18 protein-coding genes are annotated in these 19,684 nt (G+C 40.1%); 4 read left to right on the top strand and 14 right to left on the bottom strand.

Features of this window, described 5'->3' with window-relative positions:
* Window positions 1-45 precede the first annotated feature (45 nt).
* The 3 genes from bhcD (at window position 46) to ND2E_RS17265 (ending at window position 2,449) form a co-directional block, all read left to right on the top strand.
* Entirely contained in the window at window positions 46-1,071 is a 1,026-nt protein-coding gene (gene bhcD / locus ND2E_RS17255; RefSeq protein WP_223303532.1) for an iminosuccinate reductase BhcD, read from the top strand.
* Between the two features lie 256 nt (window positions 1,072-1,327).
* The gene (locus ND2E_RS17260; RefSeq protein ID WP_033092544.1) at window positions 1,328-1,753 is read left to right on the top strand and encodes a GNAT family N-acetyltransferase; all 426 of its coding nucleotides are present in this window, start codon (window positions 1,328-1,330) and stop codon (window positions 1,751-1,753) included.
* Between the two features lie 138 nt (window positions 1,754-1,891).
* The gene (locus ND2E_RS17265) at window positions 1,892-2,449 is read left to right on the top strand and encodes a YbhB/YbcL family Raf kinase inhibitor-like protein (protein WP_033092543.1); all 558 of its coding nucleotides are present in this window, start codon (window positions 1,892-1,894) and stop codon (window positions 2,447-2,449) included.
* A gap of 60 nt (window positions 2,450-2,509) precedes the next feature.
* Here the strand turns inward: ND2E_RS17265 and ND2E_RS17270 are convergent, their stop codons facing one another.
* The 3 genes from ND2E_RS17270 to ND2E_RS17280 form a co-directional block, all read right to left on the bottom strand.
* A complete protein-coding gene (locus tag ND2E_RS17270) occupies window positions 2,510-3,649 on the bottom strand; it encodes a PepSY-associated TM helix domain-containing protein (RefSeq protein WP_033092542.1) in 1,140 nt (379 codons plus the stop codon).
* 243 nt (window positions 3,650-3,892) lie between these two features.
* Window positions 3,893-5,140, bottom strand: a complete 1,248-nt coding sequence (locus ND2E_RS17275) for a malic enzyme-like NAD(P)-binding protein (protein WP_033092541.1) — start codon at window positions 5,138-5,140, stop codon at window positions 3,893-3,895.
* A 443-nt stretch (window positions 5,141-5,583) separates the two neighbouring features.
* Window positions 5,584-6,411 carry an outer membrane protein OmpK gene (locus ND2E_RS17280; RefSeq protein ID WP_033092540.1) on the bottom strand — a complete coding sequence of 276 codons (828 nt, stop codon included), beginning with the start codon at window positions 6,409-6,411 and terminating at the stop codon, window positions 5,584-5,586.
* Between the two features lie 183 nt (window positions 6,412-6,594).
* On the opposite strand from ND2E_RS17280, the gene ND2E_RS17285 reads away from it, so the two are divergent.
* Window positions 6,595-7,716 (top strand): pyridoxal-phosphate-dependent aminotransferase family protein, encoded by a 1,122-nt coding sequence (locus ND2E_RS17285; protein ID WP_033092539.1) that lies wholly within the window; start codon window positions 6,595-6,597, stop codon window positions 7,714-7,716.
* A 322-nt stretch (window positions 7,717-8,038) separates the two neighbouring features.
* On the opposite strand, the gene ND2E_RS17290 is transcribed toward ND2E_RS17285, so the two are convergent.
* From ND2E_RS17290 to xdhC, 11 genes are all read right to left on the bottom strand, one after another.
* Entirely contained in the window at window positions 8,039-8,446 is a 408-nt protein-coding gene (locus tag ND2E_RS17290; protein WP_223303531.1) for a CBS domain-containing protein, read from the bottom strand.
* A 170-nt stretch (window positions 8,447-8,616) separates the two neighbouring features.
* On the bottom strand, window positions 8,617-9,243 hold the full coding sequence (locus tag ND2E_RS17295) for a TetR/AcrR family transcriptional regulator (protein WP_033092537.1): 627 nt from the start codon (window positions 9,241-9,243) through the stop codon (window positions 8,617-8,619).
* Between the two features lie 233 nt (window positions 9,244-9,476).
* Window positions 9,477-11,666, bottom strand: coding sequence for a malate synthase G (locus ND2E_RS17300; RefSeq protein ID WP_033092536.1), 2,190 nt, complete (start codon window positions 11,664-11,666; stop codon window positions 9,477-9,479).
* Window positions 11,667-11,669: 3 nt separating this feature from the next.
* Window positions 11,670-12,875 (bottom strand): urate hydroxylase PuuD, encoded by a 1,206-nt coding sequence (locus ND2E_RS17305; protein ID WP_033092535.1) that lies wholly within the window; start codon window positions 12,873-12,875, stop codon window positions 11,670-11,672.
* A 274-nt stretch (window positions 12,876-13,149) separates the two neighbouring features.
* Window positions 13,150-14,499, bottom strand: a complete 1,350-nt coding sequence (gene guaD / locus ND2E_RS17310) for a guanine deaminase (protein ID WP_033092534.1) — start codon at window positions 14,497-14,499, stop codon at window positions 13,150-13,152.
* Between the two features lie 102 nt (window positions 14,500-14,601).
* Window positions 14,602-15,117, bottom strand: a complete 516-nt coding sequence (locus ND2E_RS17315) for an ureidoglycolate lyase (protein WP_033092533.1) — start codon at window positions 15,115-15,117, stop codon at window positions 14,602-14,604.
* A 60-nt stretch (window positions 15,118-15,177) separates the two neighbouring features.
* Window positions 15,178-15,519, bottom strand: a complete 342-nt coding sequence (gene uraH / locus ND2E_RS17320) for a hydroxyisourate hydrolase (protein WP_033092532.1) — start codon at window positions 15,517-15,519, stop codon at window positions 15,178-15,180.
* 44 nt (window positions 15,520-15,563) lie between these two features.
* A complete protein-coding gene (gene uraD, locus ND2E_RS17325; RefSeq protein ID WP_033092531.1) occupies window positions 15,564-16,073 on the bottom strand; it encodes a 2-oxo-4-hydroxy-4-carboxy-5-ureidoimidazoline decarboxylase in 510 nt (169 codons plus the stop codon).
* A 121-nt stretch (window positions 16,074-16,194) separates the two neighbouring features.
* Window positions 16,195-17,247 (bottom strand): allantoicase, encoded by a 1,053-nt coding sequence (alc, locus tag ND2E_RS17330; RefSeq protein ID WP_033092530.1) that lies wholly within the window; start codon window positions 17,245-17,247, stop codon window positions 16,195-16,197.
* Between the two features lie 114 nt (window positions 17,248-17,361).
* Window positions 17,362-18,717 carry an allantoinase AllB gene (allB, locus tag ND2E_RS17335; RefSeq protein ID WP_033092529.1) on the bottom strand — a complete coding sequence of 452 codons (1,356 nt, stop codon included), beginning with the start codon at window positions 18,715-18,717 and terminating at the stop codon, window positions 17,362-17,364.
* A gap of 68 nt (window positions 18,718-18,785) precedes the next feature.
* Window positions 18,786-19,682, bottom strand: a complete 897-nt coding sequence (gene xdhC / locus ND2E_RS0121220) for a xanthine dehydrogenase accessory protein XdhC (protein WP_052056239.1) — start codon at window positions 19,680-19,682, stop codon at window positions 18,786-18,788.
* Window positions 19,683-19,684 lie beyond the last annotated feature (2 nt).

The following is a 19,684-nucleotide window of genomic DNA, read 5'->3' as shown; positions in this document are numbered from 1 at the left end:
ATGCTCTCAGCTTCTGTTGAGAGTTTTCCCATTTTTAGGACATTAATGATGAGTGATTCAAAAGAAAACCAGTCACAAAAAAACGCTATACCCGCTAACAAGGGTGTATCCGTTGTTTCAGAAGCGGTTTGCCAACAAGTTATGGGCAGAGCAGATGCTTTTACCGCGGTAGAAAACGTATTTTCTGCCATGGCTAAAAATACCGCTTACAATTTTCCGGTTATACGCGAAGCCATTGGTCATGCGGATGCCCTCTATGGTTTTAAATCAGGCTTTGACCGTGATGGTATGGTATTAGGTTTAAAGTCAGGTGGCTACTGGCCGGGCAACGTACAAAAGGACCTGACTAACCACCAGTCTACAGTCATTTTATTTAACCCTGACACGGGTCAATTAAGATCTCTTGTTGGTGGTAACTACTTAACAGCCGTGCGAACGGCAGCCTCTTCTGCTGTGTCTATCGCGCATTTAGCGCGTAAAGATTCAAAAGTGCTCGGCATGGTCGGTGCCGGTCACCAATCTACTTTTCAATTACGTGCCGCTGTTGAGCAACGTGACTTTGAAAAAATTGTTTGCTGGAATTTTCACCCTGAGCAAATACCTAAGCTTGCTGCTGTTGCGAAAGAATTAGGTTTACCGTTTGAGTCGGTAACACGTGAAGCACTTTGTGCTCAAGCAGATGTTATTATTACCATTACGTCAGCATTTGAAGCGCTAATCGAAAAGGATTGGATCAAGCCAGGTACTCACATTGCGTGTATGGGAACCGACACTGTCGGCAAGCAAGAGGTTGATGCTAAATTGCTGTCAGTTGCTAAGGTCTTTACCGATGAATTAGCGCAATCCATTACCCTTGGTGAAGCACAACATGCGATTGCACAAAAGCTTATTCAACAGAGTGATATTGTGCCAATTGGCGAAGTGATTAACGGTACTAAAGCCGGTCGAACATCGGCAGAAGAAATCACCTTGTTTGATGGCACAGGCGTTGGCTTACAAGATTTAGCTGTAGCTTCTGTCGCAGCTGAATTAGCTGAAGCTAAAGGGCAAGCAACGTATTTCACTCTTTGACACTATTTTTAACTCAGTTAATAAATAGGCCTTTTATGGGCAACAATTCACAATGACTGTTTATTCATTTAAACAGTCAATTTTTTGCTTTCTAAAAATTAAATTAGCCAACTTCATGATGCCTTTTATCCCAGAAGTTAAGTTAGTAGTATATTTTAAAGCTCTTATCGAGCCGTTAAAATGGCTATTCAAAAAAACTCACTACAGTGTTACTGTTTGATTGGTAATACTATTAACCTCGTTAGCATATAGGAAGATGACAGTGTCAACCGCAAAATTTTGCTTAAAATTAGAAAGCCCGTCAGTTGAAGATTTTTTGATACTGCGCAGCAAAGTAGGTTGGGGCAACCTTGATGCACTCCTCGCTGAAAGGAGCTTAAGTAATAGCTTGTTTCATGTAGCTATTTACCACGATGACCAACTTGTTGGCATGGGAAGAGTCGTTGGTGATGGTGCCATGTATTTCTATATTCAAGATGTGGTTGTTGAGCCAAGTTACCAAAAGCTTGGTATTGGTGCGGCGTTAATGGCAAGTATTGAAGACTATTTATCTAATGCTACTACTCAAGGCGCTACTATAGGTTTGTTGGCTGCACATGGAAAAGAGGCTTTCTATAGTCGTTATGGATACATCCTAAGGCCTAATGACGTTTTAGGACATGGTATGTGTAAGTTTAAATAAAATTTGTCTAACAGAATGGTTAAGACAACATTAGTAGTATCGATACCGTAAAATGGCTATGATATCGCTATAATGTTTAACTATCATTAATCAATTGCTAACTAGCAAATAGCAATTTATAAAATAAGGTTCATTGTTATGTTTAAGTCATTCACATTAGCCACCTTGCTCTTAAGCAGTTTTTCTTTTAGTACTTTGGCCGATACCTTTACCTTAAAAAGTAAAGACATTACAGCAGGCGGATTTATGACTAAAGCTCAAGAGTTTAACGGCTTTGGTTGTGATGGTAGTGATTTATCACCACAGTTAACATGGTCAGGTGTGCCAGAAGGGACGAAAAGTTTTGCGATTACCGTTTATGACCCTGATGCGCCAACAGGAAGTGGTTGGTGGCATTGGCAAATAATAAATATCCCTCACACTGTGACCGAAATAGCCACAGGCGCCGGCAATGCTACAAAAGGTTTAGCACCTAAGGGCAGTATGCAAATTGCAAATGATTTTGGTTATCGAGGGTTCGGCGGTGCTTGTCCGCCAAAAGGCCACGGAATTCATCATTATCGCTTTACTGTTCATGCATTATCAGTAGAGAAACTTGAGTTACCAGAAGGAGCATCAGGCGCGTTAACGGGTTATATGATTAATGCGAATACTATTGCGACAAGCACGATAGAGTCTTTATATAAACGCGATTAATGCCTTCGCTTAAGTAGAGCCAAGTAAGGCCCTACTGATAGCAATGTTGTGAAATCATTGTTAATTGACTTGCGCGGATACATTGTCGCTTACTTTTCTACTATTTTTCCAACGTTTCCAAGAAAGCATTACACCGGTATAGACTAACAAACATGCAAATAGCGACGCTAAGCCAGCAATTGTTTGTCCAAGTGGTCCAAAGACTTCACCCGTATGCAGAAATCTAATGTAGCTACGTAGCTTGCTATATGTTGATAGTTGCTCAAATCTTTGTTCTTGGATCATCGCCCCAGTTGAAGCGTCTAATAATATCGAGATACGTTTTTGTGGCTCGCCCCCATTGCCCATATCAACACGGTAAATTTTACTGCTCGTCGGGTTGTTATCTAATGAAAACTGAATACGTTGCCATTGTGGGTAATATTGTTTTATTTTTCCCAGCTGCTTAGCAATAGGCAATTGCGACTCACCTTGTTGAGCTGAAACTTCGACCGGTTTAGTGAGCTTAGTAGACTCGGTAGAGGCATAGCTTTTAAGTGTTTGAGCGGGCCATTTATAGGAAAAGAATATCGCAGTAACTGCCACGATAAAGAGTGCTGGCGCGATATAGATGCCAAAAACATTATGCCATCGGTAATTTCTCGCACGCTTGTTAGGATAATTTCCAGACAAGGTTAATCTTTGTTTGAATGCCCTGTTGTTAAAGCGCTTAGGTAGCCATAAATAAAGCCCTGAAAGTATTAAAATAATAAAAATGATATTGGCAATACCATTAATCTCTCGACCGGATTGACTGAAACTTCCATCAAAAGTTAGCCAACGATGAAAAGCTCTTAATTTGCGGAAGAAGGTTTTGGTCCCTTGACCCGGTATCGCTATTTCTGCTCCGGTATAAGGGTTCAGGTAAGCGAGTGTTTTTCTGCCATCTTTAATCATAATCGGTGCATTGGGCTGATTTTCTACCACCACTTGAGCGATTTTTTCACTTGGATATTGCTTAGCGATATTCAACAGTTTTGTTAGTGGTAATTTGGCATTTGATGTGGCTGGTGCTGCTGGGTAATCGCTTTGTTCGGCAGCTTGAATCATCTGACGTTCATAGGTTAATGCAACGCCCGTGATAGACATTAAAAAAATAAAAATAGCTGCACTACAGCCTACGATTAAATGCAACCAAAATAACGTTTTTCTTATATTCATAAAGTGACCTAGATCTAGCACTGACAAGCCCTGAGCTAGCAAACGAGATAACTTAACAGGGGAGCTTTGTCAGCATTGAAGTGATATTTTGAGGATTGTAAAACATTTTTAAAAAATAAAATATAGTTGGATGCGAATCATTCGTTATTAGATGTAGTTTTTATAATAATCATGATTTAGCTATAAAAAGTCGTAATAAATAAGCCGCTAAAAAGCGGCTTTTTTGTAATGAGAGAAAAAATTTTAAAAATTATCCATATAGTTAGCAGGTAAAGGTAAAGCAGCAACACCTGAATCAACGGCAGCTTTAGCAACCGCTAAGGCGACATTTTTGAATAACCTTGGATCCATTGGACGAGGAATAATGTAACCTTTACCAAAAGAAAGCTGCTTTTCATTACTCGCTTTTAACACGCTTTCCGGAACGTCTTGCTTGGCTAGTTCTCTAATTGCATGCACCGCGGCTACTTTCATTTCATTATTAATTTTACGCGCTCGGACATCTAATGCACCACGGAAAATAAACGGGAAACATAAAACATTGTTCACTTGGTTTGGATAATCAGAGCGACCGGTCGCCATAATTAAATCACTTCTAACACTATGTGCTAGCTCTGGTTTTATTTCTGGATCTGGGTTAGAACAAGCAAATACCACAGGGTTGTTAGCCATTTTCTTTAACTGCTCGGCGCTGAGCAAGTTAGGACCAGAAACACCCAAGAATACATCAGCACCTTCAATGACATCATCGAGTGTGCGCTTGTCTGTGTTATTGGCAAAACGGGTTTTATATTCAGATAAATCATCACGGCGAGTATGAATAACACCTTTGGTGTCGAGCATGTATATTTTCTCACGCATTGCACCGCATTGGATCAGTAATTCCATACAGGCAATAGCCGCAGCACCAGCACCTAAACAAACGATATCAGCTTGTTCAATTTTCTTATTCTGAATCTCTAAAGCATTGATCATTGCAGCAGCGGTCACTATGGCAGTACCGTGTTGATCATCATGAAATATGGGTATTTTACAGCGCTCTTTTAAGGCTTTTTCGATGATAAAACACTCAGGTGCTTTGATATCTTCTAGGTTAATACCACCAAAACTATCTGCGATAGCGGCAACTGTGTTAATGAAATCTTCAGGGGTTCGATGCGTTACTTCAATATCGAATGAGTTTATATCAGCAAAACGTTTAAATAGTAATGCTTTGCCCTCCATGACTGGTTTTGATGCCATAGGACCTAAGTTGCCTAAACCTAATACTGCAGTACCGTTTGAGATAACGGCAACGGTATTGCCTTTTCCAGTGTACTTATAAACATCGTCAGGGTTTTTGGCAATTTCTCGACAAGGCTCAGCGACACCAGGACTATAGGCGAGTGATAGATCGCTGCTTGTTTCAGCGGGAGTTGTGATAGCAATAGCGATTTTTCCTGCTGTTGGCAAGGCGTGATAATCCAGTGCTGCTTGTTTAAAATCAGACATAATTGACCTATTTTTATAGTGTTAGGTGATAAGTTAATACGGTAATCAATACGCCGCTTGGTGTGGGCTGTTGAATGCCAGAATTAATGCAATTGGTAATAATTTTTAATAAATGTATATGGTGGTTTTACGTAAATAAACTTCAGCTAGATCAGTGAAATGCACCTTTCATTGAGAGAGCAGCTGAAATCCCTGCTAATAAGAATATAAGTAGGGTTAAATTGTACAAATTTTTGCGCTAAAGTGGCGCGATGTAATTTGGAATCTTCAAAATGTGGATAGTAAAACCCCTGCCAATAAGCACAATGAAATTGGCAGGTTTTTTAATTATTCTCGTTACTAAAATAACGAATTCATAGCCTAGCTACTTGAGTTTTTATGCCGCTAATCTTTGCTGAAGCCGATATTTTCAAACAGCATAGCGACAAAGAAACTTTGGCTCATTAGAAACGCCATACCGCAAGAAATTGTGCGGTATTATCATCAGTTCCTTTCTCACCCAGTTTGTTTTTCCAGTATTGGTATTCAATACCAACGAATAAACGTTGCGCTTTTTGTCCTAATACTTCACCTAAATCTAGGCGAATTTGTGGTTGAAACAAAATCCAAGATTCGAGTTCTGTGGTGCCAAAGTTATTCACTTGTGTTCGACCATCAATGTACTCTAGGTGACCTTCTATGCTCCAGCTTGTTGAACCAATTTTGAACGGGTACGCCCAAGCAAAATCAACCATAAAACTAGAGTCTTCATCAACAACAGTAAAGACAGGAGAATCAGCGCTGCCACCACCTTGATGGATATAACCAGTGACATCAATTTGTGCAAACGCAAAACCGGGTAAATCTAAGGCAAATCTAACACCAGGTAATACCCAAGCACTGTCCACTTCAGGGGCAAAGTTAAAGCCCGCGACTACACCGATATCTTTTACCGGGCCAAAACTAAGGTCATTACCGCTAATTGCGCCTAAACTAAAGTTTGAATACCACTCGCCGTAAAGCTCGCTTGAGTCTGCTACAGGGAAGTTAGCATCGTTATTTACTGAATAACGAGAATAATCCATGAAGAAGAAGTTATCGCCATATTCCCAGCCACCAGCATGTTGGAAGGTGATGATGGTCGTATCAGCGGTGCCACCTGTACCTGGTCGCTCTAATTCACCTAGTGCTTGTAATTGTACTTCTGTATTTCCCCAGATTTCTGCTGAAACCATAGGTGCATTTAACGCAGCGGTTAATGCAAGGGCGGTAAGTGGTGCTGAAATTTTCATATTGTCTCTCTTAATGTTATGTAGTGTTAATTTTAATTTTAATTATATTTTTTTTCAATATGTCTATGTTTCGCAAATCTTCCATAACTTGACACTTGTGTCAGGTTGCGATTTACTACGATACATCAGGTTGTTTTATAAACACAACTAAAAATTGAAACTAAAAGAGAAGGTAGAGCAATTATGACATTTAACTCATTTAACCCCCCACAAAGAATTTTAATGGGCCCTGGTCCCTCAGATGTAAGTGCCCGTGTTCTGTCTGCACTAGCTAGACCAACAGTTGGTCACCTTGATCCTTTATTTATCAATATGATGGATGAAGTAAAAACATTATTGCAATTCGCTTTTCAAACCAAAAATGAATTCACTATTGCCTTATCAGCCCCCGGTTCAGCAGGGATGGAAGCCTGTTTTGTCAACTTAGTTGAAGCGGGTGACAAGGTAATTGTTTGTCGCAATGGTGTTTTTGGTGACCGTATGATTCAAAACGTGAACAGAATAGGCGCAGAGGCCGTGGTTGTTGACTCTCCTTGGGCGCGTGCTGTTGAAACGCACAAGGTAAAAGCGGCATTGCATGACCATCCAGACGCCAAATTCTTAGCCTTTGTTCATGCTGAAACCTCAACGGGTGCGGTTTCAGACGCCAAAGCCCTATGTAAAATGGCACAAGAGCATGATTGTTTAACAATTGTTGATGCAGTGACGTCATTAGGCGGTGTGGAGCTTAAAGTGGACGAATGGGGCATAGATGCTATCTATTCGGGGACGCAAAAATGTATGTCCTGTGTGCCTGGCATATCGCCTCTATCCTTTAGCCCTAAGGCTGTAGCGGTAGTACAAAATCGTAAAACGCAGATACAAAGTTGGTTCTTAGATCAAACCTTAGTGATGGGCTACTGGTCTGGTGAAGGTAAGCGTAGCTACCACCATACAGCCCCGGTGAATTCTTTATACGCCTTACATGAAGCGTTAGTCATGCTGCATGATGAAGGGCTAGAAAACAGCTGGGCACGCCATAAAGAACAACACGAAGTATTAGCTAAGGGCTTGAAAGAACTAGGTATTGAGTTCATTGTGCCTGAAGAAGAACGCTTACCTCAGTTGAATGCTATCTACATTCCTGAGGGGGCTGATGATGCAAAAATACGAGAATACCTATTAGAGCACTACAACCTTGAAATAGGCGCAGGATTAGGGGCTTTTGCTGGTAAAGCATGGCGTATTGGGCTGATGGGACATGCCGCTAAAAGTGAGAATGTTGCCTTATGTTTAACAGCATTAAAGGACGCGTTATCCCAATAAAACCTTAACGAAAATTTTTATTAATGAAAAAAGACCATCTTTCGATGGTCTTTTTTTTCACATAGTGAAAGTTAAAGCGCTTTTTTGCGAAAAATTTCACCTTAAGTTTTCATTATGTGAAATACAAAGTGCTTTTTGAGGCGTCGAATTTGGGAGAATTATCGAAAAGTATACTAAGTATTTGCAAATTTGGCTCGTTGAAATACGATTTCTTCCCTTTGTGCTCAAGTTATGATGACAATAATTACGCTGTTGAGTCGATATTAATGAGATAACTCGACAGTATTAGTTGATGAAATTTACCTTGTTTAAAGTCTTTGGACTAAGACTTAGCTGAATTCACTTTACTATATAGCCACTTTATTATGTCTCGAGACGTAATAACTCCGACAGGTTGATTATTGCTATTGATTACCGGAAGGCAGGACATACCGGTATCATGAAAGGTCTTTATTGCTTCACTAAAGGGGCTAAATTGCTTAATGGCAACTAACTTTTTCGATACTATTTGATGCACACGTTTATTAAGCATCGCTAAATCTTTTTCATTAGCGGCGGGAAGCTCTATGTTTGAATTGGTTGCTTTTAAATAATCTCTTTCAGAAATGACAGCGATCAGTTGGTTTTTACTATCAGTAACCATGAGATGATGAAACTTATGCTTAATAAATAGTTCTCTGACAACAGATAATCTATCATCTAAATTTATGCATGTGACTTCTTCACTCATTATCTCTTCAATTTTCATATTTTAAATATCTATTACGTTTTCTCAGGGTCTAGGAACTGTCAAAACTAAGATGACAGTATGCCTTTCAATAAATCTTGTCAACAATGCCAGTAAAGTTGTCTGTGTAGCTAGATAGCTTTAACTCTGCCAAAGAAAGTTAGTGATGCAATTTATGCCAAACCACAACCTTTCAAGATAATTGAGGTCAGTGATTGTATGACATCATCAAAATCATCATCGTTCATTGCTTCTTTACCAAAACCAGCTAATACCTGGACACTAAAGTCGGCATAATGCTGTGTAGAACTCCAAATTAGGAATAACAAATGATGTGGATTAACCACGTCTATTTGCCCTTGTTTAATCCATGTTTCAATGACTGTTATTTTTTCATCTAACCATTGTTTAAATTCGGTATGTAAATAGTCTTTAAGTATAGGTGCACCGTGGATGACTTCACTGGCAAATATTTTTGAACCATCAGGGTCGTGCTTAGCATGCATAATTTTTTCATGGATATAAGCAGTAAGAATTGTTTTTGGATCATCATTAATGCTTAAAGTATCGAAACTGGTATTCCAACTGACAATTATTTCGGTAAGCAATTGTTGGTAAAGGTCGGTTTTATCATTGAAATAATAATGAATATTTGCTCGGGGAATATTTGCGCGTTCTGCAATGCGCTTAATTGACGCACCTTTAAAACCATGTGAAACAAACTCTGTTTTAGCAGCCGTTAAAATAAGCGCAACATTCCTTTGGCGAACTTGCCCTACGGATTCTTTTTTTACCGACACAAATACCTCATAACTTCATTGATGATGCAGAAAATAATGTTATAACAAATGTTATCTGGCAGCCATAGTATAAATAACAATTACTTTGACTTAATCGAAGTTATGATTGATTGCTGGTGTTGAGTTTTGCGTTTATTTATAAAGCAAGAACCACATTACTTATGTGGCAGTAATATGGTTCTTAAACACGGTGAAGTGAACGTTAAATGGTGAGTCAATTGTTACTTATAAAGCTAATGCATGGCTTTCACTTCTTGACGTTTTTGATGTAATAATGGTTCTGTATAACCGCTTGGTTGTTCTTTACCTTGAAAAATAAGATCTACGGCAGCCGTAAAAGCAATACTATGATTAAAATCTGTTCCGATAGCAATGTAGCTACTATCGCCAGCATTTTGAAAATCGACCACTTCAGCCATGCGTCTGAGCGATTCAAGCACTTGGCTCTCATTTATCACACCATGATGAAGCCAGTTACAAACATGTTGACTCGATATCCGTAAGGTCGCTCTATCTTCCATGCGCGCAATGTTGTCGATATCGGGCACTTTAGAACAGCCAATGCCTTGATTCACCCAACGGACGACATAACCCAATAAACCTTGAATGTTGTTGTCTAATTCTTTTTGAATGGCCGTTGTTGATAATTCAGTTTGATTTTTTAGCAAGGGAATGGTTAATAATTCGCTTAAATCATCAATGGTACCAGGTAAAGAAAATTCAGCTTTCATGGCACTTTGAATGTCTTGTACATTAACTTTATGATAATGCATGACATGCAAGGTAGCGGCAGTAGGCGAGGGAACCCAAGCACAATTTGCTCCTGATTTTGGGTGGGCAATCTTACTTTTTACCATTTCTGCCATTTGGTCGGGTATTGCCCACATACCTTTACCTATTTGCGCTTTACCTTGTAGGCCTGCTTGCAATCCAATTCTAACATTTCTATCTTCATAGGCTGTAATCCAAGGCTCATCTTTCATCAAGGCTTTTTGTGTCATAGCGCCGGCGTGCATACTGGTATGAATTTCATCGCCTGTGCGATCTAAAAATCCGGTATTAATGAAGGCAAGACGTGTTTGTGCGGCGCGAATACACTCTTTTAAATTAGCAGAAGTGCGACGTTCTTCATCCATGATACCCATTTTGATGGTGTTTTGGACTAATCCCAGATGACGTTCAATGGCGCTAAATAAATCATGACTAAAGCTAACTTCTTCAGGGCCATGCATTTTAGGCTTTACAATATAAATACTGCCTTGTTTAGAGTTTTTAAATTTCGAGTTACCTTGTAAATCATGCAGTGAAATTAAACTGGTGATAAGGCCATCAACAATGCCTTCAGGCACTTTTTCATCTGTGGCCGTTACAATAGCATCGGTCGTCATCAAGTGACCTACGTTACGAATAAATTGCAGACTTCTACCAGGTAACGTCATTTTTTCTTGCTTAGGAGATAAATAATGTCGATCGTGATTCAGACTTCGGGTGATGGTTTTATTGCCTTTTTGAATGATCTCAGCAAGGTCGCCTTTCATTAAGCCTAACCAGTTACGATAAACTGAGGTCTTGTCAGAGGCATCAACCGCCGCAATGGAATCCTCACAGTCTTGAATAGTACTTAATGCTGATTCTAAGACGATATCTTTAACTGAAGCAGCATCGGTTTTGCCAACAACATTATCTTTATCTACTTGGATCTCAATATGCAAGCCATTGTGACGGCAAAGCAGTGCGGACGGAGCAGCGATCGAGCCGTTATAACCGACAAACTGTTCAGCATTTTTGAGCTGTACTTGTTCACCCGTAAACAGAGTCACAGTAAATTTTTGCTTGACGATATGGTACTTCACTGCATCAATATGGCTACCACGGGTTAACGGTAAGGTTTCGTCTAAAAATCTGCGTGCGTATGCTTGCACTCTGCGTCCTCGAACCGGATTAAACTCCTTGGTTTGTTGAGCACCATTATCTTCACCAATAACATCGGTACCATATAAAGCGTCATACAAACTGCCCCAGCGTGCGTTAGCTGCATTAAGTGAAAATCGGGCATTCATCAAGGGCACGACTAATTGAGGGCCCGCGACAAGGGCAACCTCATCATCAACATTTTTAGTCGAAATAGTAAAATCTGCTTTTTCATCGACTAAATAGCCTATCTCTTTTAAAAACAACTCATAGCGCTGCTGGTTAAAAGGCTGATTTGCGGTATCGGTGTGCCAAACATCAATATGGCTCTGCAAATTGGCTCTGGTAACCAGTAGTTGCTGATTACGTGGAGTAAATTCAGCTAATACCTCAGCCACAGAATTCCAGAAGTCATTGGCATGAATGCTAAGGCCAGGTAATACTTCATGATTGACTAAGTTATACAAACAGCCTGCAACCTTATAACCGTGCTTGATTGTTTTTTGCTTCATTCTTTATCCTTTCTCTTGCTCTTCATTTTTGCTTAACCACAGCGACAGCGTTAGGCGTTCTTCCTCTGTCATTTGAGTTTTGTTCATAAACGGCATGTCTTTAGAGTGCACAACGCGTGCTTCAATGCGGGGTGCCCATTGTTTGATTGAAGCAATGTCAGAAAAGATAACGCCACCTTGCGGTGATTTAAATACATCATCTGTTGGTACTTCTGAATGACAGGTACTGCAACGATTTTCAATAATCTGTTGTACTTGTGCATTACTGACGTCGTGCAGTTTTTGCTCTGCAGAAAGTTCGACAGATTTAGGCGCAATAACATAGGCAAGTACGATAGTGGCAATAATTGAGCTGACTAGCACCATAGGTTTTTGTTTACCAAAATGGCGTAAAACAAAATACTGACGTACGGCGGCAGTGATTAATATGATGGCCATTAATACTAACCAATTTACACTGTGGTTATAGGTGATCGGGTAGTGATTTGAAATCATGATAAACAACACAGGTAAGGTGATATACGTGTTGTGCGTTGAGCGTAACTTGGCGTTAAGACCATATTTAGCGTCAGGGGTAGCACCTTCTTCTACGGCGTTCACTAACGCTCGTTGAGATGGCATGATACCAAAAAATACGTTACCAGCCATGATGGTACCTAAAATAGCTCCCATATGCATATAAGCACCACGGGCGCTAAATACCTGCGTTAAGCCATAAGACAAAGCGGTGGCAATAATAAATAAAATAACGGCTAATACTAAGCCATGATCTTTAAGCTTAGTGCGTACTAATAATTCATAGCTACCGACACCCACAGTAATAGCACCTAGACCTAAGCCGATGGCTTGCCATTGAGTTAATGCTTGCACGCGTGGGTCAATCAGATAAGACTCAGCGCCAACATAGAACATAAGTGAGAGTAATAAGAAACCTGTGATCCAAGTGGTGTAAGCTTCCCACTTAAACCAATGTAATGTGGTTGGCATTTTAGGTGGTGCTAATTTATATTTGGCTACTTCATAGAAGCCACCACCATGAATGGCCCAAAGATCACCAGAAATGCCTTTTTCAGCTTTTTCTTCGGGCGGTTTTTCAAGATGGTTATCTAACCAAACAAAGTAAAATGATGCACCGATCCAAGCGATACCAACAATAAGATGTGCGAAGCGAATGATTAAATTTAACCACTCAGTAATATACGGGTCCATAGTCTTTCCTTTTGTACGCCTACCTTGGGTAGACGTTTTATAATTTTATGATTAACTAATATTTTTAAAATATGGTTTGTAAGTGATGTTGCCATAGCCCCGCGCTTGGCAACCGCCTGTTAAATCTAGTACTGGTATTTTTATTGGCTTCTTAATTTTTAGTAAGTGAAGCTTTTTAAAATAAATCTACCATGAGTGAATTAGTTGATAACTGAAGTTTGTGAGTACTTCTGATGCGGTATTCGCAAGTTTCAGCTATTAAATAATTTGTTAATTAAACACGTTCACCCATGATGTGTGTGGCTTTGACGTGTCGATCGTCGCCTAACATACTCAAGACGAACAATTTTTCGGTTAAGGTTTTACAACGTTTAATGCGTACATCCATTAAAGGTGTTGCTTGATAATCAAGCACAATAAAATCAGCTTCAGCTCCTGGAACAAAATTACCAATAGTCCCTGCTAAATCTAAGGCAATAGCGCCACCTAAGGTCGCTAAATATAAGGATTTGTAGGGGCTTAATTTATCACCACGTAACTGTTGAGTTTTGTAACCTTCATTGAGTGTGGTTAACATAGAGAAACTGCTGCCGGCACCGATGTCAGTGCCTAAGCCAACATTCACATCAAATGCTTCTGCTTGTTTTAAGTTAAAACAACCACTGCCTAAAAATAAATTTGAAGTTGGGCAAAAAGCAATTGCTGAGTCCGTATCACTTAAGCGCTGGCACTCATGGTCATGCAAATGTACACCGTGAGCAAAAACACTACGGCGACCTAATAAACTGCTTTTATCGTACACATCAAGGTAACCATCACTGTCAGGGAATAGATCACTTACCCAAGCGATTTCATCTTTGTTTTCAGATAAGTGGGTATGCAGGTAAACACCTGGATATTCTTTTAATAACTCACCGGCTTTATTAAGTTGCTCTGTTGAACAGGTAGGTGCAAAACGTGGCGTTACTGCATACTGTAATCTGTCAATGTTATGCCACTTTTCAATGAGCGCTTTACTGTCGGCGTAACCTGATTCGACCGTATCTGATAAATCCTCAGGACAGTTTTGATTCATCAATACTTTACCGCAAATCATGCGTAATTTTTTCTGTTGAGCGACGGTAAAAAAGGCTTCGACTGACTCTTTATGTACTGTGCCAAAAACTAATGCCGTGGTGGTGCCCGCATCTAATAATTGGCTTAAGAAAAATTCAGCAACACGTTTACCATGCTCCATATCGGCAAATTGTTTTTCTTCAGGGAAGGTATAGTTTTCTAACCACTCGAGTAACTGTTCGCCGTAAGAAGCAACCATTTCAGATTGTGCATAATGAACATGCGTATCAATAAAGCCTGGCATGATAAGACCATTATCATATTGGGTAATGACAACGTCAGTAGATAACGTTCTCAGTACATCTTTCGCGTTGCCTAACGTTTCCACTAAACCATTATTGATGACTAACAGTCCATCTTCAAAGTACTGATAACTCTCTTCTTCAGATACTTTGGCAGGATCTGCTAAAAAGTGCAGCACTTCGCCACGGTAGGCTTTTCGGCCGGTACTTGTAGCTTTATTTATTGCTTCACTTGTTGAAGAAGTGTTTGCAGTGTTGTTCGACATATTTCTTAACCTATTACTTATTTAATTTTGCTATTACTGGGTGTAGTGCTGTTGTTCACGGTTTCATACCGTGCTGTTCATTCAATGTGTTAGTTTTATCTTTTACTTCTCTGTTGATAAGGTGATGACAAGTGAACCGTCGAGTTTTTCAACATCGCAGTTATCGCCTTTACCGCCACGGTCGACCACGAGAAAGTCACTCACTTCATTGAGCGCTAAACAAAAGTGATGCCAAGTACCTTTATGGTAATTAACCCCTTGTTTACTCGTGGCTAAAAACACTTCAATTTTGCTGGTATCAAGCTCACCTGATGGTGCAACGACAACCACATAAGGTTGGTTGCTCATAGGGATAAATGCTTGGCTGCCTAAGGGGTGACGCTCCATCATTTCTATCGGTAACGGAAAAGCCAGCGGGGTAGAACGAAAAATATTAAGCAGGGTTTTACCTTGTTGCTCAGCCACATCAACGTTGGCAAGATCGTGATAACGTATGGTATGGCCATCATTAATAGCAAAATGTTCAGCATTGTCGGACACTGAAATGACATCGCCATACATAGCAAAGTTGTCTGCTGTTAATTGCTGGGGTACAACATTAATGATTTTGTCGCTCATCTTACTCTCTCGGTTTGCTGTTATGGTTTAAAACTGTTTTAACTACTACTTAACGAGAAGTTAGCTACCACGATAAGTAGAGTACCCGTACGCAGTTAGCAATAATGGAATATGGTAATGAGTGCCACTGGCATCTATTTCAAAAACGATATCAACGTAAGGATAAAAACCTGTTTCGTTGTTGGCTTCAAAATAAACGGCTGTAGCAAAGTGCATACGATAAATACCTGCTGGTAATGTCTCATCTGCAGCTAACAAGCCGGGAAGACGCCCGTCCTCATTAGTAACACCGCCATTGATTTTGTTCCAAGCATCTCCGTCCTGCGAAAACAAGGTGATGGGTACATTTTGTGCAGGTAAACCACGGGTAGTATCAAGTATGTGGGTAGTAATTTGACTCATAACTTTTCCTTAAAAAATGGCATTATTGTTCAAAACAATTGCGGTTAAGCTTCAGCTAAGGCTTTATCGATACGCAGTTGAAAAATCTTACGTTGCTCTTCTGCAGCATTAATAAGCTCTTGTGCTTTGTTATTTGGTAAACGCGCTTGCAGTAAATCTGACATTTGCTTTGCACTTTTCCCTGTCGCACAGACAATAAAAATAAAGCCAAACTTTGCTTCATAATCTGCATTGCCTTGAGACAGCACTTTGAGTACTTCGTCATTGGCTTCTTTCACTAGTCCTTGCTCGTTACCTGCTAATTCTTTGGTGTTTGCATATTTTGCACGCAAACTGTTGACGTCACCAATTTTGGGGTGACCTTCAAATGCTTCGAAATAATCTTGCTCAGCCAAACCTTGCCACGCATCGTCAGCGGCTTTTTTTATTGCTAGCGCAGAACTAAAAGGACGCGCTGCAACCATTTTATTTACCCAAGTACTTGAGGTGCAACACTGCATAAAGGTGTGGTTAGCCTCTGCTGCGGGTAATTGGTTTAAATCTTCTAATATCATTTTAGTTTCCTTTAATCACTTCTGCCTATTAGTAAAGGCAGTAGTGGCCAATCATTATTCGCTTCTAGTAACGGCACTGATTAACAGTACCGTGTACTTAATATGGCTAATAAAGTGCTTATTAACCTTGGCGGTTACCAAAAACACGCATACGAGAAATACCACCATCTGGGAAGATGCTTAATCGCACATGGGTAAAAGGTTGATCTTTTTCGGTGATAATTTCTTTGGTGAATAAATGTTCACGATGCGCATATAATTTAGTGCTTGGGATAATCGGTGTCCAAGTTACGCTAGCGGCGTTGTCTGTGAAGTCATCACTATCGCTAATGCAACCTTCAAGCATAAAGGTGTCTGGGAAGTTACCTTTAAAGTGACAGGTATCTATAATGACTTTATTGACACTACCCGTTGCAGCAAGTTTTACGATGGACCAATCAGGACCCGGATCACGGCGACGTTTGGTTTCCCAGCCATCCCCCATATTCACGCCACGGCCAGGCATAATCAGATTATTTTTATCGCTGAAAAACATGTCGCTAACTAATAATGCCTTAGCGCCATTTCTAATCGATGCTAAATCGATTAATTCACCATCAACAAAATCATTCCAGTTAACGTCTGCTTCACCGTAGACACGAAAACGCGCAATACCGCCATCTGGAAACATAGTTAAACGCACATGAGTGAAAGCAGTCTCATTCGATATTTCGAAAAGATTTTGGCTATGCGCTTTAACATCAGTCGCTTCAAAAACTGGCTGCCAAACGGTATCTTTGTTGGGTTGCACTTCGCTGACGCAGGCTTCCACCGATACTTTTTCTGGGGCATTACCACGAAAGTAGTTGGTGTCGATATCAAAAGCACGGATAACACCACTGATACCTAAACGAATAATACACCAGTCTGAATCACGACCATTGTTACGGCCATAACTTCTGCGAGACTCCCAACCGTCCATCCATTTACCACGTTCAGTAAACTTTTCTTCGATAAAAATACCACGACCTGGTTTTATTAAGTTTTCCATTTCAGCAAAAAAATCATCACTACAAGATAGAGTTTCACCACCAACACGTTCGCTAGCTAAATCGACATAATGTGTCTTTAATTTTTGCTCTAATACAGCTTCTTCTGCCGACAATTTGTTTTGTGCTAACCAATCTTCAATCATTTTTAATCTCCAGTTACTGCATTGTCAGGCAAGCCTGTGTCGACTCTGATACATTGCGTGTATGTTATTTTTTGTGTTCTTTTTATATTAACTATTAAGTATTTATTAAAAGCCTTACAACTGACCTTTAAGTAAGGGGCGGCCTACGGGCGAATTAATGAATTCATCTTGCTGATACACATGAAAACCACGGACAAAGGTATGGTTTACTTGGCCAAACACCTTACGACCGGCATAAGGGGTAATGTTATGTTTGTGCTTGATCATTTCAGTGGTAATGGTGTATTCAAACTTTTCATCAAACACACAAAAATCGGCGTGGTTACCCACTTTAATTGCGCCTTTAATACTGTCTAAACCAGCAAATTTAGCGGTTTCTTGTGACATTAAACGTGCGAGATCTACCAAGGTGAAACCACGGTTTTTCGCTTCAGTCCAAATCAGAGCTAGACCAAATTGCAGCGCTGAAATACCACCCCATGCTTTTTCAATATCGCCGGTATCAATATGTTTTAGTTCTGGTGTACAAGGTGAGTGATCCGAAACGATAAAATCTAAGCGGCCATCGGTAACGGCTTGCCATAAGTGTTCACGGTTTTTGTTTTCACGAATTGGTGGACAACATTTGAATAATGTTTTGCCATCTGGAATATTTTCAGAGGCGATAGTTAAATAATGAGGGCAGGTTTCTGCCGTAAAACGTAATCCCTCAGCTTTTGCTTGAGCAATAGTGCTTAATGCTTCATCAGAAGATAAATGCACGATATGCACTTTACAGTTATCACCAGCTGCTTTAGATTCACGAGCCATATCAACCATTAATGAGATAGCATTGTTTTCCCAGCTTTTTGGCCGTGACTCTAAGAAAGAGTCATATTCTTTAGTGATTTCAACATCATCAAAATGACCACAATCAAGTTCTGCATGAATCAAATAGGGCACATCATGTTTAGCTAAAATTGGCATAGCAGCACGCATATCTTTTGCTTCTACAGGAGGAAACTCTTCGATACCAGAATCAATTAAAAAAGATTTAACCCCTAAAACACCCGCGTTGAGTAAATCATCAAGTTCATCAATATTATCAGGGATAACTCCGCCCCAAAAACCACAATCGACCCAAAGTTTATCGTCAACAGAGTCGAGTTTTTCTTGAAAAGCGGCTTTGGTTGTTGTCACTGGAATACAGTTTAACGGCATATCTACTAAGGCAGTGATACCACCTGCAGCAGCAGCTTGTGTCGCGGTATTAAAACCTTCCCATTCAGTACGGCCAGGTTCATTAATATGAACATGAGAGTCGACCAAGCCAGGCATAATCACTTGTTCACCAAAGTCTTTAACTTCGCAACTTAATTCTTGCCCATAAGCATGAATAGCATGAATCAGCTGGTCTTTAATTTCGACGCAGGCTGCGATCATTTTTCCTGCAATGACTACTTGTGTACTTTGTAGAGCAAAATGAGACACCTTGCTTCTCCTTAAATTTGATAAACGCGAACGTTTAGGATACTGATTAATATGACGGCATAAATTGGCTAACTGACTTCTTCAGTTATTAAGTTTTTTAATTCGTGCCAAGCAATACCTTGTTTAGTACTTTGTGGTTTGGCATCTTTTTGTTTATTGGCATCGGGATTTACTAATGCTTGTGATGCTAGTTCAGCTTGATAAAGTTGAATAATTTCACCCGCGACTGACACCGCGACTTCCATAGGCAACTTACCTTGAACTTGTGGTAAACCAATTGGGCAATTCATCCTATTGACTAAGTTTTTATCAATATCACGATGCTGAAATCTTTGTTGAAAACGGCGCCATTTAGTATCAGAGGCAATTAATCCTAAATACGCAAAATCAGCGCGTTTTAAAATATTGTGACTAATCTCAAAATCCAGTTGATGGTTATGCGTCATGACAATGTAATAACTATTCGCAGGCATAAGCGCAACTTCTTCAGCCGGATCCTCGCTGACCAGTGTGCTGACATTATGATAATGGCTAGCATCTTCAGGGAATTGTTCTATACGGCTATCAACCCAGGTAATGCTGCAGGGTAATCCCGCAAGAATAGGCATGAGAGCTTTGCCTACATGACCCGCGCCAAACAGCATTATATTGACTCCACTGGCTTTGAAACTTTCAAATAAGACGCTGGCATTACCACCACAACATTGACCAAGTTGTGCTCCTAGCTGAAAGTGTTCAAGTTGCTGGCATTCATCTCCAGACACTAACAGCTGATGTGCATGTTTAATGACTTTATGCTCTAGATGTCCACCACCTACAGTGTCAAAAATTTCATCATGGGTAATCACCATTTTGGTGCCGCTATTACGCGGTGTTGAACCGGTTACCCCAACAATTGTTGCAATAACATAGGCTTTACCTTGCTTGTTCAGTTGGTGCGCTGCACCGGTCCAATTCATTTTCATGA

It is taken from the genome of Colwellia psychrerythraea (assembly GCF_000764225.1).
GTDB classification, from domain to species: Bacteria; Pseudomonadota; Gammaproteobacteria; order Enterobacterales; family Alteromonadaceae; genus Colwellia; species Colwellia psychrerythraea_D.
This window is presented reverse-complemented; position numbering and strand designations above follow the sequence as displayed.

Bases quoted from the DNA above. Each gene is read 5' to 3' on its own strand.
- ND2E_RS17285 (WP_033092539.1), top strand. From the start codon at position 6,595: ATGACATTTAACTCATTTAACCCCCCACAAAGAATTTTAATGGGCCCT.
- guaD (WP_033092534.1), bottom strand. From the start codon at position 14,499: ATGTCGAACAACACTGCAAACACTTCTTCAACAAGTGAAGCAATAAAT.
- ND2E_RS17300 (WP_033092536.1), bottom strand. From the start codon at position 11,666: ATGAAGCAAAAAACAATCAAGCACGGTTATAAGGTTGCAGGCTGTTTG.
- ND2E_RS17290 (WP_223303531.1), bottom strand. From the start codon at position 8,446: ATGAGTGAAGAAGTCACATGCATAAATTTAGATGATAGATTATCTGTT.
- ND2E_RS17260 (WP_033092544.1), top strand. From the start codon at position 1,328: ATGACAGTGTCAACCGCAAAATTTTGCTTAAAATTAGAAAGCCCGTCA.
- uraH (WP_033092532.1), bottom strand. From the start codon at position 15,519: ATGAGTCAAATTACTACCCACATACTTGATACTACCCGTGGTTTACCT.
- xdhC (WP_052056239.1), bottom strand. From the start codon at position 19,682: ATGAAAATGAATTGGACCGGTGCAGCGCACCAACTGAACAAGCAAGGT.
- ND2E_RS17315 (WP_033092533.1), bottom strand. From the start codon at position 15,117: ATGAGCGACAAAATCATTAATGTTGTACCCCAGCAATTAACAGCAGAC.
- uraD (WP_033092531.1), bottom strand. From the start codon at position 16,073: ATGATATTAGAAGATTTAAACCAATTACCCGCAGCAGAGGCTAACCAC.
- alc (WP_033092530.1), bottom strand. From the start codon at position 17,247: ATGATTGAAGATTGGTTAGCACAAAACAAATTGTCGGCAGAAGAAGCT.
- ND2E_RS17265 (WP_033092543.1), top strand. From the start codon at position 1,892: ATGTTTAAGTCATTCACATTAGCCACCTTGCTCTTAAGCAGTTTTTCT.
- ND2E_RS17280 (WP_033092540.1), bottom strand. From the start codon at position 6,411: ATGAAAATTTCAGCACCACTTACCGCCCTTGCATTAACCGCTGCGTTA.
- bhcD (WP_223303532.1), top strand. From the start codon at position 46: ATGATGAGTGATTCAAAAGAAAACCAGTCACAAAAAAACGCTATACCC.
- ND2E_RS17270 (WP_033092542.1), bottom strand. From the start codon at position 3,649: ATGAATATAAGAAAAACGTTATTTTGGTTGCATTTAATCGTAGGCTGT.
- ND2E_RS17305 (WP_033092535.1), bottom strand. From the start codon at position 12,875: ATGGACCCGTATATTACTGAGTGGTTAAATTTAATCATTCGCTTCGCA.
- ND2E_RS17275 (WP_033092541.1), bottom strand. From the start codon at position 5,140: ATGTCTGATTTTAAACAAGCAGCACTGGATTATCACGCCTTGCCAACA.